The sequence below is a fragment of the Mesorhizobium sp. Root552 genome (genome assembly GCF_001427285.1).
Classification (GTDB): Bacteria; Pseudomonadota; Alphaproteobacteria; order Rhizobiales; family Rhizobiaceae; genus Mesorhizobium.
The window spans coordinates 188663-204066 of sequence record NZ_LMFV01000001.1; the positions used below are offsets into that span (position 1 = coordinate 188663).

The 15404-nt window shown below is 60.5% G+C and carries 16 protein-coding genes; 7 read left to right on the top strand and 9 right to left on the bottom strand.

From position 1 onward, the window contains the following. Positions 1-2: 2 nt before the first annotated feature. Positions 3-641: a lysophospholipid acyltransferase family protein gene (locus tag ASD50_RS00935; protein ID WP_056234450.1), complete on the bottom strand. Its 639-nt coding sequence runs from the start codon at positions 639-641 to the stop codon at positions 3-5. Positions 642-904: 263 nt separating this feature from the next. Here ASD50_RS00935 and ASD50_RS00940 point away from each other — a divergent pair, with 263 nt between their 5' ends. From ASD50_RS00940 to ASD50_RS00970, 7 genes are all read left to right on the top strand, one after another. Beyond that, entirely contained in the window at positions 905-2101 is a 1197-nt protein-coding gene (locus tag ASD50_RS00940; protein WP_056234455.1) for an ABC transporter substrate-binding protein, read from the top strand. A gap of 263 nt (positions 2102-2364) precedes the next feature. After that, positions 2365-3231 (top strand): branched-chain amino acid ABC transporter permease, encoded by an 867-nt coding sequence (locus tag ASD50_RS00945; RefSeq protein WP_056234757.1) that lies wholly within the window; start codon positions 2365-2367, stop codon positions 3229-3231. Between the two features lie 4 nt (positions 3232-3235). Then, a complete protein-coding gene (locus tag ASD50_RS00950; RefSeq protein ID WP_056234458.1) occupies positions 3236-4219 on the top strand; it encodes a branched-chain amino acid ABC transporter permease in 984 nt (327 codons plus the stop codon). Further along, the gene (locus tag ASD50_RS00955; RefSeq protein WP_056234463.1) at positions 4216-4995 is read left to right on the top strand and encodes an ABC transporter ATP-binding protein; all 780 of its coding nucleotides are present in this window, start codon (positions 4216-4218) and stop codon (positions 4993-4995) included. Before ASD50_RS00950 ends, ASD50_RS00955 begins: the two co-directional genes overlap by 4 nt. 3 nt (positions 4996-4998) lie before the next feature. Beyond that, positions 4999-5721, top strand: coding sequence for an ABC transporter ATP-binding protein (locus ASD50_RS00960; RefSeq protein WP_056234466.1), 723 nt, complete (start codon positions 4999-5001; stop codon positions 5719-5721). Between the two features lie 9 nt (positions 5722-5730). After that, entirely contained in the window at positions 5731-6486 is a 756-nt protein-coding gene (locus tag ASD50_RS00965; protein WP_056234469.1) for an aspartate/glutamate racemase family protein, read from the top strand. 177 nt (positions 6487-6663) lie between these two features. Beyond that, positions 6664-7368 (top strand): GntR family transcriptional regulator, encoded by a 705-nt coding sequence (locus ASD50_RS00970; RefSeq protein ID WP_056234472.1) that lies wholly within the window; start codon positions 6664-6666, stop codon positions 7366-7368. Positions 7369-7398: 30 nt separating this feature from the next. Here the strand turns inward: ASD50_RS00970 and ASD50_RS00975 are convergent, their stop codons facing one another. The 8 genes from ASD50_RS00975 to ASD50_RS01010 form a co-directional block, all read right to left on the bottom strand. Continuing rightward, the gene (locus ASD50_RS00975; RefSeq protein WP_056234475.1) at positions 7399-8421 is read right to left on the bottom strand and encodes a phosphatase PAP2 family protein; all 1023 of its coding nucleotides are present in this window, start codon (positions 8419-8421) and stop codon (positions 7399-7401) included. 110 nt (positions 8422-8531) lie between these two features. Then, the gene (locus tag ASD50_RS00980) at positions 8532-9815 is read right to left on the bottom strand and encodes a GNAT family N-acetyltransferase (RefSeq protein WP_056234478.1); all 1284 of its coding nucleotides are present in this window, start codon (positions 9813-9815) and stop codon (positions 8532-8534) included. Beyond that, a complete protein-coding gene (locus ASD50_RS00985; protein ID WP_056234760.1) occupies positions 9815-11218 on the bottom strand; it encodes a lipopolysaccharide biosynthesis protein in 1404 nt (467 codons plus the stop codon). Before ASD50_RS00985 ends, ASD50_RS00980 begins: the two co-directional genes overlap by 1 nt. A 94-nt stretch (positions 11219-11312) precedes the next feature. Next, positions 11313-11609, bottom strand: a complete 297-nt coding sequence (locus tag ASD50_RS00990) for a GNAT family N-acetyltransferase (protein WP_056234481.1) — start codon at positions 11607-11609, stop codon at positions 11313-11315. Positions 11610-11675: 66 nt separating this feature from the next. Further along, a complete protein-coding gene (locus tag ASD50_RS00995) occupies positions 11676-11975 on the bottom strand; it encodes a GNAT family N-acetyltransferase (RefSeq protein ID WP_056234486.1) in 300 nt (99 codons plus the stop codon). Continuing rightward, positions 11972-12601 carry an alpha/beta hydrolase gene (locus tag ASD50_RS01000; RefSeq protein WP_056234489.1) on the bottom strand — a complete coding sequence of 210 codons (630 nt, stop codon included), beginning with the start codon at positions 12599-12601 and terminating at the stop codon, positions 11972-11974. Before ASD50_RS01000 ends, ASD50_RS00995 begins: the two co-directional genes overlap by 4 nt. Positions 12602-12611: 10 nt before the next feature. After that, entirely contained in the window at positions 12612-13544 is a 933-nt protein-coding gene (locus ASD50_RS01005; protein WP_056234492.1) for a VOC family protein, read from the bottom strand. Positions 13545-13758: 214 nt separating this feature from the next. Continuing rightward, a complete protein-coding gene (locus ASD50_RS01010) occupies positions 13759-15159 on the bottom strand; it encodes a PRC-barrel domain-containing protein (protein WP_056234496.1) in 1401 nt (466 codons plus the stop codon). Between the last annotated feature and the right edge of the window lie 245 nt (positions 15160-15404).

Consider the following 15404-nt stretch of genomic DNA (forward strand, 5'->3'; position numbering starts at 1 on the left):
CTTCAACCACCCGCCTGTCTTGGGGCAAGCTCAAGCAGCGCCGCTTGCGCCCGCGCGAGGAATGCTTCCTTGCTTTCACCGCTCCCAAGGCGTGTCGGCGCACCGAAGGTCACGGTGCAAATCAACGGAATGGGAACGAACTCACCCTTCGGCATCACCCGGTTGAGATTGGCGATCCAGACCGGCACGAGATCGACCTTCGGGCAAGCCGTCGCCAGATGGAAAAGGCCGGACTTGAAGGGTTGCAGAGGCAAATCCGTCTGGTTGCGCGTGCCCTCGGGAAAGAAGATCAGCGAAGAGCCGCCACTCAGCGCCTTGGCCATGATCGTGACCGGGTCGTCCTCGCGCTCGTCGCAAACCCGCTGGATCAAAACGGCGTTGAAAACGTCTTTCCCGATGAAGCTCCTGAGCTTGGACTTGAGCCAGTAGTCGGCGCCCGCAACCGGCCGCACCCGTCGGCGCAGGCGGGGAGGCAACACCGCCCAGATCAGGATGAAGTCGCCATGGCTGGAATGGTTGGCGAAATAGATCGCCTGCCGGCGTGGCAACCCGCTTTCATCCCAGATAGCCCTGACAGCCGTAACCGCGCGTGCAAACAGCAGGACGACCGCTGCCACAAGCTTTGCAATGAAAGCCCTCATCCAGCTCCCCGCACTATATTCTCGTGCGAATTCCCCGTTCCAATCGAGTATCGCAAAGCGCACCAAAAGAACACTGCCCTAGGCAATCAGGCTCGATAAACTGACGCCAGTATTGCGCGAAAATGCAGGGTAATTTTACGGCCAAATATTTTGTATACAAAACTACCGCTGATATGTTGACAGAAATGTATACCCGTGTTTTCGTTACGTCACTCGCGCAGCCATAGAGCCGAAAAAAGCGCGATCATAAAAAGGGGAGTGAAATGATTAACAGACGCACTGCTTTGAAGTCCCTGGCACTCGGCGCGGCCTCCACACTTGCCATTGTCGGCGCTCTCTCTTCGGCACACGCCGAAAACAAGACCCTCAAGATCGGTTTCGTTGGCGTCACCAGCGGTCCGGCCGCTGCATGGGGAACGTCGAACGTTCGCTCCATGCAGGTTCGCGCCGACTGGATCAATGAAAAGGGCGGCGTCAAGATCGGCGACGACACATACAACATCGAACTGGTGACCTTCGACGACCAGAAGGACCCGAAGCGGGCCATCGCCGGCATGGAAAAAATGGCGCAGGAAGGCATCCACTATGTCGTCGGCCCGAACGTCGACGACGGCGCGGCCGCTGTCCGCCCGGTGGCGGAAAGCAAGGGAATCATCTACTTCCCATATGCATTCCCCAAGGCGCTCTACACACCGCCGGCCTCGAATGCCGTTCTGGGCATGGTCGCCAACTACCAGTCCGCCCCCGCGATCTATAAGTACCTCAAGGAAAACAAGGGCGTTAAGAAGATCGCCTTTGTTGCGGCCAATGAATCGGATCCGCTAAGCCAGCGCGACGGCGGTGTTGAAGCTGCCAAGGCGCTCGGGCTCGAAATCGTTGCGCAGAACGACACCTACCCGAACGATACCCGCGATTTCACGCCCGTGATGACGCCGATTGTCCAGCAGAAACCTGATCTTCTCGTGCTTTCGGGCGTTGCGCCGGCCAACGCGCCGCTGCTCATTCGTGCAGCGCGCGAACTTGGTTACGAGGGCCTGATTTCTGCTGAAACGGCACAGGACGCCACCGTGCTTCAGGAAGGCGCCGGCGAGCTTGCCAACGGCTTCATCTCCGTCGGCGGTGCGTCAACGCCAGAAATCAGATCGGCCGAGATGGAAGAATTCATCGACCGCTATACGAAGAAGTACGGCGAATACAACGATGAATCGAACACCAAGGTGTATGCACTCGACTACATTGTCGAAACACTGAAGGCCAATCCGGCGGCTATCGACAATGTCGAGGAATACAAGAAGACGATGGACACCTTCTCCGCGCCCAATCCTTTCGTGAAGGAAGGCACGTTGAAGTATGTCGGCCAGACCTCATTCACCCAGAAGCGCCAGATTTCGGTGCCGATGGTGGTGACCGAGTTCAAGGACGGCAAGTTCGAAACCCTGTTCGTCGGTGAAGTCGACTGATCGACCGATACCGAAGCCTGAACCGGTTTCGGCAGACATGTTGCGCAACGATGCTTTGGAGCGCCGCCACCCGTAGCAACGGGGCGCTCCAAAGCAGCACCTGATTGCCGCGCGTCCTATGAAAGGGGCGGCGGCCATGCACAGGCGCAGCGTTCAAGAGTGCGATCAAGCGCAAGACCGCATGTCATTTCTGCTGGTTGCACCGTAGAGTTTTCGAGACCTGGGACTTGGCCCAGTTCTCTTTCCGAACCGGATTCGACATCATGGAACAGGTAATTGCCAACGGGCTTTATCTCGGAGCCCAGTACGCTCTTATCGCGCTCGGTCTCACCTTGATCTTCGCGCTGATGAACGTGCTCAACTTCGCCCACGGGCAGATGTACGTGCTTGGCGGCTTCGTCACCTATGCCATCTATGGGCAATTGGGTCTGCCGTTTCCAGTAGCGCTGGCTGCCTCGAGCATAACCCTTGCCGTGGTCGGGGCGCTGATCGAAAAATTCCTGTTTCGCCCTGTCGTGCGACGAAGCGAGCGGGAGGAAAGTACCATGCTGCTTGCAGCGGCGGTCGCTTTCTTCCTGGACGCGGTCATCCTGCTTGCCTTCGGCGAGAAGCAGCGCGGCGTGCCGAAAATTGTCAGCGGCGTCTTTGTATCCGACGGCCTGATCATGCCCTATGATCGCATGGTCGTCGGCATTGTTGCGCTCGCCATGATCGCCGCCTTCGTTCTTTACATGCAGTACAGCAAGCCGGGGCGCGCCATGCGTGCGCTCGCCCAGGACCGCGTCGCCGCCCAGTTGATGGGCGTCAAGGTCGATCGCTACTCGATGATCGGTTTTGCGCTCGGCGCGCTTCTGGCCGGAGCGGTCGGCGGCCTGCTCGTTACCATCACCGGCGTCAATTCAGGCATTGGCGGCCCGATCTCGATAAAGGCCTTCCTCATGGTCATGATCGGCGGCGCGGGCGTGGTCGGCGGCGCAATCGCCGGCGGCTTCATCCTCGGCATGATGGAATCGGTCGGCCTGACCGTGCTGCGTGAATACGGCGACATCACCTACCTGGTGATCTTCGCCCTCCTGATGGTGTTCCTCAGCATCCGCCCGAACGGGCTGATGGGCAAGCCGTGGGGTTGAGGCCATGACCATGACAAAGAAAGCCACCCTTGCCGGAGCGTTCCTGCTCGTGCTGCTCATCGTGGTACCGCTGGCGATCGGCGCCAGCGGTCGCGAAGACCTCTACTACACGCTGACATCCGTGGCGCTGCTCAGCATCATCAGCGCCGGGGTCTGGATCACCTTCTACATCGGACGCATCAACATCGGTCAGGGCGCCTATGCCTTGATGGGCGGATACGTCTCCGCGGTGCTGGTCACCGCCTACGGAGTATCGTTCTGGTTGACCCTGCCATTGGCCGGTTTGTTCTGTGCGGTAGCCAGCATCCTGATCGGCCTGCCGATCCTCAGGTTGCGCGGCGTCTATTTCGCCATGGTTACGCTGGTCCTGACCGAAGTGGTGCGCCTCCTGGCGCTGGCGCTTCCGATCACCAATGGCGCCAAGGGCATCGTCAGCATCCCGCAGCCGGGCGGCATCAGCCTGTTCGGCATCACGCTGCTGCCCGACTTTGCCACGCTTACCAACCCGCGGCTGGCCTTCTACATCGTGTCCGTACTTTTGATGGCGCTGTGCTTTGCCGGGCTTTACCGGCTGAAGAACTCTCGCATCGGACAACTCTGCCAATCGCTGCAGCAGAACGAGGAACTGGCGTCTTCGATCGGCGTCAACATCACCTACCTACGCGTCCTCGCCTATGCGATCTCCTCATTCCTCGGCGGTGTCGGCGGGGCGATGTTCGCGGCCATCTCGCAATCGATCTACCCTTCGAGCTTCACCGTGGCGGATTCGGTCAACTTCATGCTGAACTGCTTCCTCGGCGGCTTGAGCTACGTGTTCGGACCGATCCTCGGCACCTTCGTGCTCTACTTCGGCTGGGACGTGCTGTTCCAGACCGGTGAGTTCCAGTTGCTCATCTTCTCCTCGATCCTCATCGCACTGATGCTCCTGCTGCCCAACGGCCTCTTGAGCCTCAGGTTCTCCAGCAAGGCGAAGGGAGCGGGCCGATGAGCGACATTCTCACCGTCTCGGGTGTCACCAAGCGCTTCGGCGGCCTGGTGGCGGTCAATGACGTCTCGTTCGCCGTTCGCGACCGGGAGATTCTTTCAGTGATCGGGCCGAACGGCGCGGGTAAATCCACGCTGTTCAAGCTGATCTCCTCGTTCCTTCGCCCCACAGAAGGCGAAGTCCGCTTCAAGGGCGAACGCATCTCGGGCCTTGCCGCGCACATCGTGGCGCGCAAGGGCGTGGTGCGCACGTTCCAGGAAACCACCATCTTCAAGGGCATGACGGTGCGTGACAACGTCATCACCGCGCACCATCTGCGCTCCAATGCCAGCCTCGCCGGCTTCTATTTCGGCAGTGCCACCGCCCGCCGCGATCAGGAAGAGTTCGGGCGCTCGGCAGACGAGATCATCAACTTTCTTGGCCTTGGCGAACTGGGTGGGGAAGTTGCATCGACCTTGCCGCACGGCCATCTGAGGGCGCTCGGCATCGCCATCGGCCTCGCCACCAATCCAACGGTACTCCTGCTCGACGAGCCCTTTGCAGGCATGAACCACGACGAGACCAAAAAGGCCGTGGAGATGGTCCGCAAGGTGCGCGATCGCGGCATTACCGTGCTCCTGGTCGAGCACGACATGCCTGCGGTGATGAACATCTCGGACCGTATCGTGGTGCTGAATTTCGGCCAGAAAATTGCCGAAGGCACGCCCTCGGAAATCCAGCAAAACCCCAAGGTCATCGAAGCCTATCTCGGCGCCGAAGACGAATCGATCGGGTTGTAGGCCATGGAACAACTGCTCAAATTCGACGATGTCGAGCTCTACTATGACCATGTTTATGCGCTGAAGGGCGTATCGCTGGAAGTCAACGAAGGCGAGACGGTCGCACTGATCGGCGCCAACGGCGCCGGCAAGTCTTCGATCCTTCGCGCGATCACTGGGCTGAAAAAGCCCCGCAAGGGCACGATCCATTTCAACGGCAAGCGCATCGATGGCGCCGGTCCAGACGAGATCGTGCGCATGGGCATCTCGATGGTGCCGGAAGGCCGCCGCGTCTTTCCCTACATGACCGTTCGCGACAACCTGCTGATGGGAGCCTTCACGCGAACCGACAAGGGGGAAATTGCCCAAAGCCTTGAAATGGTGATGACGCGCTTTCCCCGCTTGAAGGAGCGCTATTCCCAGCAGGCAGGCACGATGAGCGGCGGCGAGCAGCAGATGCTGGTGATTGGCCGTGCCCTGATGTCGCGGCCGAAGTTGCTGCTTCTGGACGAGCCGTCGCTCGGCGTCGCGCCGAAACTGGTCCAGGACATCGCCCGCTCCATCGTCGCCATCAACCGCGACGAGAAGGTAAGCGTCCTTCTTGTCGAGCAGAACTCGCGCATGGCGCTGCGCATTTCACAGCGTGCCTATGCGCTGACCACCGGTTCTGTCGCGCTTAGTGGAAACTCGCCCGAATTGCTGACGGACGAGCGCGTCAAGCGGCTCTACCTCGGCGGAGAAGTCTAGGATTATCGTATGCGTATCCTTGTCATCAATCCAAACACCACCAGATCCATGACCGGCAAGATCGGCAAGGCAGCCTCCTTGGCTGCCGGTGCCGGCACCGAGGTAATGGCGGTCAATCCAGAGGACGGACCGCCCAGCATCGAAGGCTATTTCGACGAAGTTTTCGCTATTCCCGGCATCATCGCCGAAATGCACAGAAACCCGGGGATGGATGCCTATGTCATCGGCTGTTTCGATGACACCGGTCTGGATGCCGCGCGCTGCGCCACGGAAGCGCCGGTCATCGGCATCGGCGAGGCAGCCTTCCATATGGCCAGCCTGATTTCCGGCAAGTTCAGCGTCGTCACCACGCTTGCCCGATCCGTTCCTGCCATCGAGCACAATCTGGTCAAGTACGGACTTTCGTCGCGCTGTGCCAAGGTCAGGGCCTCCGACGTGCCGGTACTCGATCTCGAGAAGCCGGATTCGGATGCACGCCACAAGATTTCCGACGAGATCGCCCGCGCGCTGCATGAAGACAAGGCCGAAGCCATTGTGCTCGGCTGTGCTGGGATGGCCGATCTTGCCAACCAGCTCGCCCATCAGCATGGCGTGCCCGTGCTCGACGGCGTCGTATGCGCCGTGAAGCTCGCCGAATCGCTGCATATGCTGGGGCTCAGGACCTCGAAGGTCGGAAGCTATGCTGCCCCCTTGGCAAAGCGTTTCTCCGGCTTTTATGCACCGCTATCCCCTTCCGGACATATCAAGGACAGTTCTGCAGCATAGTTGGCCTCAATAGCCGAGAATCGAAACAAACTGCTTTTTCCTCCACCTTTGTGCGCAAATTGGAGGGATTGACCAATACGCGGGCAATGTGAGATTTCAGACTGAATTGGTTGGATTGGCCGGCTTGTAGTCCCATATCGGTGGGGAGCTAAAGAGCTATCGCCGGAAAAGAAAAGAATGCTGACTGTACTAAGGCCGGTTGATGAAGGGGAAAAGCCGGCGTCGCGCTGGACCAGCCTCCATCAGGGCCTCAAGGACGCCATCATCGGTCGTCGCCTTATGCCGGGTACCAAGCTGCCCGAGGACGAACTCGCGGCCATCTATTCGGTGAGCCGTACGGTCGTGCGCGCGGCGCTCCAAGCCCTGTCACATGAACGTCTTGTTCGCCTGGAACCCAATCGCGGCGCGTTTGTCGCGCATCCGTCGAAGAAGGAAGCCCTCGACGTCTTCCAGGCGCGCGCGCTGATCGAATCCGAGGTGGCAGCCATCGCCGCGATGCGCGCGAAGCCGGAGGACATCGCGCTGCTGCGCCAGCATCTGGAGCGCGAGCACGAGGCGCTGCATGCTGGACGCGACAGCGAGGCCATCATCCTGTCAGCCCGTTTCCACGTCGGCCTGGCAGAAATCGCCGACCAGTCCGCGCTGATCAACATCGTCCGCGATCTCGTATCCCATTCCTCGCTCATCATCACGCTTTACTGGTCACGGCGGGAAACCACCTGCCACACCCATGCGCACAACGAATTGGTCGATGCGATCGAAGCGCATCGCGCGAGCGAGGCCTCGGAACTTATGAAAAGCCATCTGGCTGATCTTCTCGCCGGCCTCGACCTCAGCCTCGGCGACAAGAAACCGAACAAGCTCTCGGATATCCTCCGCTAAGAGGCAGGCTCACGCCATGCCCCACGCACATCAAGCATCACGGTCTGCGGCCGATGCGGGTCGAAGAATGAAGCGTCCGGTCAGCCACCAGATCAGCGAGACCACGGCAATCGAAACATAACCGTCCATTGCGTAGTGCATTCCGGTATAGACCGAGCTGAACAGTATGAACGCGGCATAGGTCCAGCCAAACGCACCAAGCCAGCGGTTGAGCGACGACAGGAAGTAGGCGTTGAGCACCACCAGTGCCACATGAACGCTCGGCATTGCCGAAATGCCGCTGCCGAGATCCGTCTTGTCCGCCCGATAGAGCATCAAAAGATAGTCCGAATATTCACGGATACGGTAGCTGTATTCCTGGTTGTCGAGAGCCATCTGTAGGCCGCGGAAACGATCGCCGCCAAGGATCTGATCATAGAAAATCGGGCCGACCGAAGACAACCCCATGGCAAGCATGCTTCCGATGATCGCGAATGTCAGAAGCAGCGCCCACAGATATCTGATCCGTTCGATGTGCCGTGGCCACATCGCAACGAAAAGCACAGTCCCGAACCACAGGCCAAACCAGACCTTCTTGTAGCTTTCGAAGATGACAAGCCCGAATATATCGCTGTCGTACCAGTGAGCCAGCTGCCAAGGCTGGATGCCATGCAGCCATTCGTCCAGGCTGGCGAGCCAGGGATCGGCATAGAATGGCACCACCGAGGGAATGGCCGTCTTGTAGGTCGAAAAGGCCGTCAGGCCGAGGAAGAAGAAAAAGAAGACGGGCGCATAGAGCCGCCAGCGCTGGGTCAGCATGTTGATGGCGTAGCGCGTCGGCTCGGAACCGCCATAAATGAGCCCGGCTGAAAAGATTCCCAGCGTCAACAGGATAGGAACGTTGACGGCAAACTTCATGCCGTACATTTGGCTCAGCGTCAGGAACGACCCCGGCCAGAAACAAAACGCCCCGGCAACGTATAGTCCGGTAGCCCAAACCAGCCTGATGGACCATTTGTATGCATGGTCCGAACGCGGCACCGCAAAAGGTGCAGCGGCATTCACCAGCGTCATTGCTACCCCCACTTCAAATCAATCATGAACGACTGGAGCCGCATGGTTGTCCTTGCCATAGCAGACAATGGTTTCCGTACGGATAACGCGGACACCCTTGCTGCGCGCCGCTACCGGCGCTTGAGAAGACCGCGAACACGGTTGCGCAGCACCTTCGCCATGTTGCGGGTTTCCCGATAGAGATGCAGTTGAGATGCGGCCTGGCGCGCTGCCCGGTCGGCATCCGGCGAGAGCCCGATGACGAAGGTTCCAACCGTCTTGCGTTCCGACCACAGGCGGCTCATCACCGGGTGGTCCGGCACTGCACAGGAATCGGTGAAGAGAATGTTGGGGTCTTCGAGATGCTGTCTCGTTACCTCGATCATCAAAAGCGTGCCGGGCGAGAAAGCCGCCAGGCTCTCGTCATAGGCAGTCTTCCAGGTATAGGCGACGCCCTGCTCGACAAAGACGATCAGGCTGGCGATGGTGCGCCCATTGAGCGACAGGGTGTGGATACGGCACATGTCCTGCTCGGCCAGCCGATGCACCGCCTCGCGGGCAAAGGGCGCCTGGAAGCGGTCGATGGCCATTGCCGTGCGCTCGCGGCCTTTCCAGCCATCCGCTTCAAGCGCGAGAAAGCTTTCGGTGGCCTCGCGGATCTCATTCGCGCTTCGCGCCACCGTGTGTTCCAGCTTGCCCGTGTCTGCCAGCCTGCGCCATAGCCGTCGAAACTCCCGATAGTGGTGGGACCGTAGCGACGCCTTCAGGTAGGCGTCGCCGTCGAGATCGCTCTCGAGCACCGGTCGCTCCAGCTTGCCGGTCGTAACCAAGGTGAGATGCCGTGCCTCGGCAACGGCGGTGAGCAGGCTCGCCATACCGCCGTCAAGCCAAAGATCCGGCAATACCAGCACCTTCGGCAGCTTGAGATGCGGGCGTGACATCATGTCGAGGAAATCTTCGAGCACCCCCAGCGGATCGTCGCGGTCGATAAGCGGAGTGCCGGTCGGTCCAAACGGGTTCGACCAAGTCCGCATGATCGACTGGCCGAGCGGCACCGTCGAGCGCTCGACGGAAAACGGCACCAGAAGCCGCAGCCGCGAGCGGTATTCATCGCCGTCGCGAATGACGGCCAGCCGCACTTCGCGATCTTCCAGGCGCGGCATGGCGGGCGCCAGGAAACGCGGATTGAAGAAGATGTTCGGCTCGACGGTGCGCACGCACAAATGGTCAAGTTCCTCGACCAGGTCGAACCCTGCGGAAGCCGGATAGATGGCAAGCCGCCGCTCCGGCCGCCCGCTTGCCAAAAGTTCCATCTCGGCAAGTTCGGCGGGGTCGCGCGCCAACCCGGCAAGGCCGGACACCATCGCGCCGGCAGGGCCGCCGCTGGTTTCCTGGATCAATGGAACGGCGGCCATCAGGCAGCACTCCGAACCGGGATGAGTATCGACATGACGATGCCAAGCCGCCGCCACACCGTGAAGGAAAGCGCTACGGCTTCGAACATCATCGCCAACGCCGTTGCAGCGGCCGCACCCCACAGTCCGAACAGCGGCAGCAAAAGCATGTTGAGCCCGATGTTGAAAGCCAGCGTCGTCGCATTGACGGCGGCACAGACATTCTGGTTGCCGCTCATGGTGAGCAGGCTTTCGCATGGGCCGACCGACGCACGCGCCACCACGCCTACGACGAGAACGAACAATAACGGGTAACCGTCGACGAACTCTTCGCCGAACAGGGCCAGCATGGGCTCGCCGAGGATCAACACGACCGCTGCCATCGCGAGCGATGGCCAGAATGTCCATGACACCGTTTCACGGGCAAAGCTGGCCAGCCGGGAAGCATCGCCACCATGCATGAACTGGGCGTAGCGCTGGGCGACGCCTGCTTTCACGGCAAAATAGACGAAATGCACCAGCGCCAGCGTCTTGACCGTGGCGAAATAGACCGCCACCTGGTCGGGGTCGAGATAAAGGCCAACCATCAGCACATCGGCGTTGGTCAAAAGGTAGAAGAACCCGTCGACAAGAAAGATGGGCAGCGAGACAGCGAGCCAGTAGCGCAGATTCACCCGCATCGGTCCTGTCGGGATCAACGTGTCCAGCCGCGCAGTCAGGCTGGCCAGTTGCAGCACCGCTGTCAGGTATGTTGCCGCAATCGCAGACAGGATCGCGGTCTTGGCGTCAGGCGGGAAACCGAACCAGATCGCCAACGCCATGAAGACGAGGATCAGGATCGGCCGCGTGATGAAGGTCGGAAACAGCGCCGACAGCGCCCATGAATAGGCTCGCGACATGCCTTGCATCAGGTCGGTCAAGGCAATCATCGGTATGCAGAAGATGCCGAGCAGGAACGGCACGAAGTAGTAGTCTTCGATCCATGGTGAAAACAGCCAGGCGCCGAGTGCGCCAACACCTGCAATGGCCGTAGACGCGGCAAGCACGAAATAGCGGCTGGACAAGACGATGCCGCGCAATTCCTCCAGCATCGCCCGCTCGCGAAATTCAGGAATGAAGCGGATGACCGAGGTGCTGAAGCCGAGGCAGGAGATGCTGCCGATGATCAGCATCGTCACCCACACCAGCACGAAGATGCCGTACTCGAAGCTCCCCATCCAGCGGGCCATCATGACCTGGCTGATGAAGGCGATGGCGGCGCTGATGACACGTATCGTGAACGCGATCAGCGACATCCGCCCGGCTTCGCCCCGCTCGTCCGCGCTGAAAAGAATGTCGTCGATGCGCACAAACAGCGGGCGCACGCGCGATGCCAGACGCTGCGGCAAAATCCGGTCGGCGGTCGCGGCCGCGGAAAAGCGCACCCTGTCCGTCTCCGTGTTTGCGCAAAACTCGCTCTTGTCTAGCCAAAACACCTTAAGAAACGGTGGGAGATGCGGACGCTCAAGCTGCCGCCATCTATCGCGCCAGCACGTCGGCCCACTCGCCGTGTCGTCGGAATTCGGCGGCAACATAGCCGCACACGGGCGTAATCCTTGTGCCGGTATCACGCGCATCTTGAACTGCGTAGGCGACGAGCCTTGCCGCCACACCGCGCCCACGCGCCAATGGCGGCACAAAGCTGTAGTCGATCACGATGTGCGATGGACTGGAGCGCACGAAGGTCAGATAGGCCTCTTCGCCGCCCGGCATCCCAAGCACGTAGCGGCCCCTGCCCTCGCGCTCCTCCTTGCGGATATCGACATGCGCGTCCATTAGCGTCCTCGATAAAAAACTTCGTCCAAGATACTGGAAGCGTAGCTTCCAGGACCAGCCGTGCCGCTACTGCTTGAGCACGTCAGCCCATTCCGGGTGACGGCGAAACTGCGCCGCAGCGAATGGGCAAAGCGGAATGATCTTCTTGCCGGAAGCGCGCGCATCTTCGATCGCCCTTGTCACCAGCCTCAGGCCGGCGCCCTGGCCGCGAAAGACATCCGGCACTTCGGTATGATCGATGATGATCTGCTTTTCGCCGACCTTGGTGAATGTCATTTCGGCTTCCGCCCCGTCCGGGCCGTGCAGGACGTAGCGTCCCTTGGTGCCCTTGTCCTCGAGTTGCACTTCCGGCAATTGCTCGTTCATTTCGCTATTTCCTTTCCAGATACAGTCGCGAGGAACCGGCGCGCCGCCTCGATTTCATTGGGGCGCACCTCATGGCCGCCTTCATGCCATTCAACGGTCACCTCGGCCCCAAGATCACGCAAATACGCTTCCAGCCGCGTGGTCAAGTTGGGCGGACAGATCGGATCGCGCCGCCCCGCCGTGACAAGAACCTGCCGACCGGCAAAGCCGCCCGCCACTTGCGGTTCAAACGGGATCAGCGGATGCATCAGCACGGCCGCGTTGAACAAATCAGGCGCGCCGAACAGCACCGAGGCCAATATGTTGGCGCCGTTTGAATAGCCGAGGCCCATAACCCGCGATGGCTTGGCATCGGTGATGTGCGCCTGCACGAAACCGGTCATCTTTTTGGTCGCGCGCGCCAAATCAGCCATGTCGTAGACACCTTCGCCTGTGCGGCGGAAGAAGCGCGCTGCGCCCATTTCCGATACGTCGCCGCGCGGCGAAACGATGGTGGCGTCAGGCACGAGATCACGTCCGAGCGACAAAAGCTGCGTCTCGTCCGCTCCCGTACCATGAAACACGAAGAGAAGCGGCCCACCCGGCGTTCCAGGCACGACTTTGTGGATGTAGGCATCCCTGGTCATGGCTCGCTCCTCATGCGCTCAACGGCTGCAGATGCTGCTCGAGATAGGGGCGCAGGTGTTCGTGCTGCTTGGGCAGCTTCAACACTTCGCCAAGGTGCGCAGTGTCCTCATCCCGATCGAAGCCCGGCTCGTTGGTCGAAACCTCGAACAGCACGCCGCCCGGCGTGCGGAAATAGATCGCCCAGAAGTAGTCGCGGTCGATCACCGGCGTTACCTGATAGCCGGTATCCATCAATGCCTTGCGAACCTCGAGCTGGCGCGCGCGGTCTTCCACCGCGAAAGCGACGTGATGCACCGATCCCGCCCCGAGATTGGCAGAGGCCGCGCCGGGAAGCGTTTCGATATCGACAAGATCGGCGCCGTTGCCGCCTTCGATGGCCAGCCGCCTGACATTTCCGGCCCTGTCGATTTCCTTGTAGCCCATGAACTTGAGAAGTTCCTCGGTCGCGCCGCCGTCACGTAGCCTGAGCGACACGGAGTGAAAACCGCGGATCGCCTCGTCTGCCGCGACATCGGCCTTGGACCACGGCGCGCGGGCATCGTCCTTGGCTTCCACCAGTGCAAACCCGTCCCCGTCGGGCCCGGCGAAGGTCAGGCGCTTTTCGCCGAAGCTTTCCTCGCGGCCAAGTACCCTGACGCCTTGCTCCGCAAAGCGCTGTTGCCAGAAATCAAGCGTTCCTTCCGGAACGGAAAAAACCGTGGTGCCAACTTCGCCCACGCCCGGGCGGCCCTGTCCGATGTTCGGGAAGGGAAAATAGGTCATCACCGAGCCGGGCGTGCCGAACTCGTCGGCATAGTAGAGGTGATACACGTCAGGCGCGTCGAAATTGACCGTCTGCTTGACCCGGCGCAGGCCAAGCTTTTGCGTGAAGAACGCATTGTTGGTGCGGGCGTCCTTCGCCATCGACGTGACGTGATGCAGGCCTTTGATCTGGGTGAGCATGATAATTGCCCCTTTCTGCGGTGCTTGCCGCTGTCGAGGCCAATATGGCCCCACCATGGATCGGAGCAAAGGCGGCAAACTCAGAATGATCCGTGCTGAATAAGTGAACAATCACGGCGCTATTGTTTACCGATTAATCCTGGATGAGGCGGATACAGAAACAAAAACGCCCGCGCCATTGCCGGCGCGGGCGATCCTCCAGGGCGATGCGGGATTACTGCAACATCAGACGCTGCTCATCTCGCTTCTGTGTATAGCTGCCCTTGTCGTAGGCGGCCTGTGCTTCGAGCTGCTCCTTGGTGAAATCGGTATAAAGATACTTCTTGCCGTCCTTGTCGGTCATGATCTTAAGATTATCCATCCCGACCGCGACCTCCTTCTCACCGATGCCGAGGAAGCCGCCGACATCGACGATAACGGCGTCGACCTTGCTGTCGGCAGTCAGCGCCACATCGCCGATCTCACCAACCATGGCATCATCGGCCCCGTAGACGGTCGTGCCGACGAGATCCTCGGAACGGATTTCGCCCGTCATCGGCATTGCCGTCAGCGTCGACTTGTCGATGGCCGCGGTCTGGGTCTGGTCAGGCTCAGCCGCCGCATCGGGAGCTGGCTTTTCGGCCGCCATCTCTCCGGCGGGGGCTGTGGAGTTCGCTTCCGGCTCAGCCTGCGTGCTGGCGGCCGTGTCCGTGGTCGGCGTCACGGTTGCAGGCGTTTCCGCGCCCGCTGCCGCCACCGCCGGAGCCGGATCATAGGCGCGGCGATCAAAGTCAGGCAGTGCCTCTAGCGATTCCTTGTTCGCCTCGACCACCAGCCAGCGGTCGCCATTCTTCTCGGTCCAGCTCGTCTTGCCATAGTCGAAGGCCACGTTTTTCTGGCCGAGCCCCAGGAAGCCGCCCACGCCGATCACCAGCGACTCTGCCTTACCGGCCTTGGACAACACGATATCGTTGACGGAGCCGATGTTCTGGGCGTCATCGCCAGTGCCGTTATAGACATTCTCGCCAATGATCTGCGTCGCGATACTGCCGTCGGCCCGCTCTACCGGTGGAGCCGGCTCAGCCGGTGCCGTCTGCATTTCGGTCGCAGGCGCCATTGCCGTGCTGTCGGCAGGCGCAGAAGTTCCGTCGGCGGGCGCGGTCGTCGTCGCCGGCACGTCAGCCGCGGCCTGCGGAGCAGGAGCCGGCTCAAAAGGTGCTGGATCGAATGCCGGCTGGGCCGTCAGTTCTTCCTTGGTCGATGCGGCGATCAACCAGCGGTCGCCATTCTTTTCGGCCCATTGCAGCTTGTCGAAATCGAAAGCCACGTCCTTGGCGCCTATGCCAAGGAAGCCGCCGACGCCAATCACGACCGAAGTCGCATTGCCGTCCTTGTCGAACACGACGTCGCTCACGTTACCGATATTCTCGGCATCGTCGCCGGGGCCGTTGAACACTGACTCGCCGATGATGTTGGTAACGAGACTGCCGTCCGACTGCGCAACGGGCGCGGCCGGAACAGCGCTGTCGGTCATCGGCGCCGGCGCGGTTGGTGCAGGCGCAGTGGTATCCTGCGCCATGGCGCCGGAGGCAAGAAGCGTCGCAAGGGCCGTCGTAGCCAAGAGTGTGCGGATCATGATGTGTCTCCTCGTATGCTGTTCGTTTCCACCGCGGCCAGGTCTTGGGAGGACGACCGCGGCAATGACAGATCGACAACGCCTCCATCACTTTGAAGTTCCGAAATTTTTCTGCAAAACGCCTTTGACGGGGATTGCCCCGACAACCGGGAACCATTTGCGATAATTGACGTTTTGCGTGGGAAGGCCGGCCGATCCCGAAATGGCCACGCAAGCTCGCCACTGACCATTCGAAGGGATTTCAC

Excerpts from the sequence above, each read along its gene's own strand:
- ASD50_RS00935 (WP_056234450.1), bottom strand. The coding sequence starts at position 641 with ATGAGGGCTTTCATTGCAAAGCTTGTGGCAGCGGTCGTCCTGCTGTTT.
- ASD50_RS00940 (WP_056234455.1), top strand. The coding sequence starts at position 905 with ATGATTAACAGACGCACTGCTTTGAAGTCCCTGGCACTCGGCGCGGCC.
- ASD50_RS00945 (WP_056234757.1), top strand. The coding sequence starts at position 2,365 with ATGGAACAGGTAATTGCCAACGGGCTTTATCTCGGAGCCCAGTACGCT.
- ASD50_RS00950 (WP_056234458.1), top strand. The coding sequence starts at position 3,236 with ATGACCATGACAAAGAAAGCCACCCTTGCCGGAGCGTTCCTGCTCGTG.
- ASD50_RS00955 (WP_056234463.1), top strand. The coding sequence starts at position 4,216 with ATGAGCGACATTCTCACCGTCTCGGGTGTCACCAAGCGCTTCGGCGGC.
- ASD50_RS00960 (WP_056234466.1), top strand. The coding sequence starts at position 4,999 with ATGGAACAACTGCTCAAATTCGACGATGTCGAGCTCTACTATGACCAT.
- ASD50_RS00965 (WP_056234469.1), top strand. The coding sequence starts at position 5,731 with ATGCGTATCCTTGTCATCAATCCAAACACCACCAGATCCATGACCGGC.
- ASD50_RS00970 (WP_056234472.1), top strand. The coding sequence starts at position 6,664 with ATGCTGACTGTACTAAGGCCGGTTGATGAAGGGGAAAAGCCGGCGTCG.
- ASD50_RS00975 (WP_056234475.1), bottom strand. The coding sequence starts at position 8,421 with ATGACGCTGGTGAATGCCGCTGCACCTTTTGCGGTGCCGCGTTCGGAC.
- ASD50_RS00980 (WP_056234478.1), bottom strand. The coding sequence starts at position 9,815 with ATGGCCGCCGTTCCATTGATCCAGGAAACCAGCGGCGGCCCTGCCGGC.
- ASD50_RS00990 (WP_056234481.1), bottom strand. The coding sequence starts at position 11,609 with ATGGACGCGCATGTCGATATCCGCAAGGAGGAGCGCGAGGGCAGGGGC.
- ASD50_RS00995 (WP_056234486.1), bottom strand. The coding sequence starts at position 11,975 with ATGAACGAGCAATTGCCGGAAGTGCAACTCGAGGACAAGGGCACCAAG.
- ASD50_RS01000 (WP_056234489.1), bottom strand. The coding sequence starts at position 12,601 with ATGACCAGGGATGCCTACATCCACAAAGTCGTGCCTGGAACGCCGGGT.
- ASD50_RS01005 (WP_056234492.1), bottom strand. The coding sequence starts at position 13,544 with ATGCTCACCCAGATCAAAGGCCTGCATCACGTCACGTCGATGGCGAAG.
- ASD50_RS01010 (WP_056234496.1), bottom strand. The coding sequence starts at position 15,159 with ATGATCCGCACACTCTTGGCTACGACGGCCCTTGCGACGCTTCTTGCC.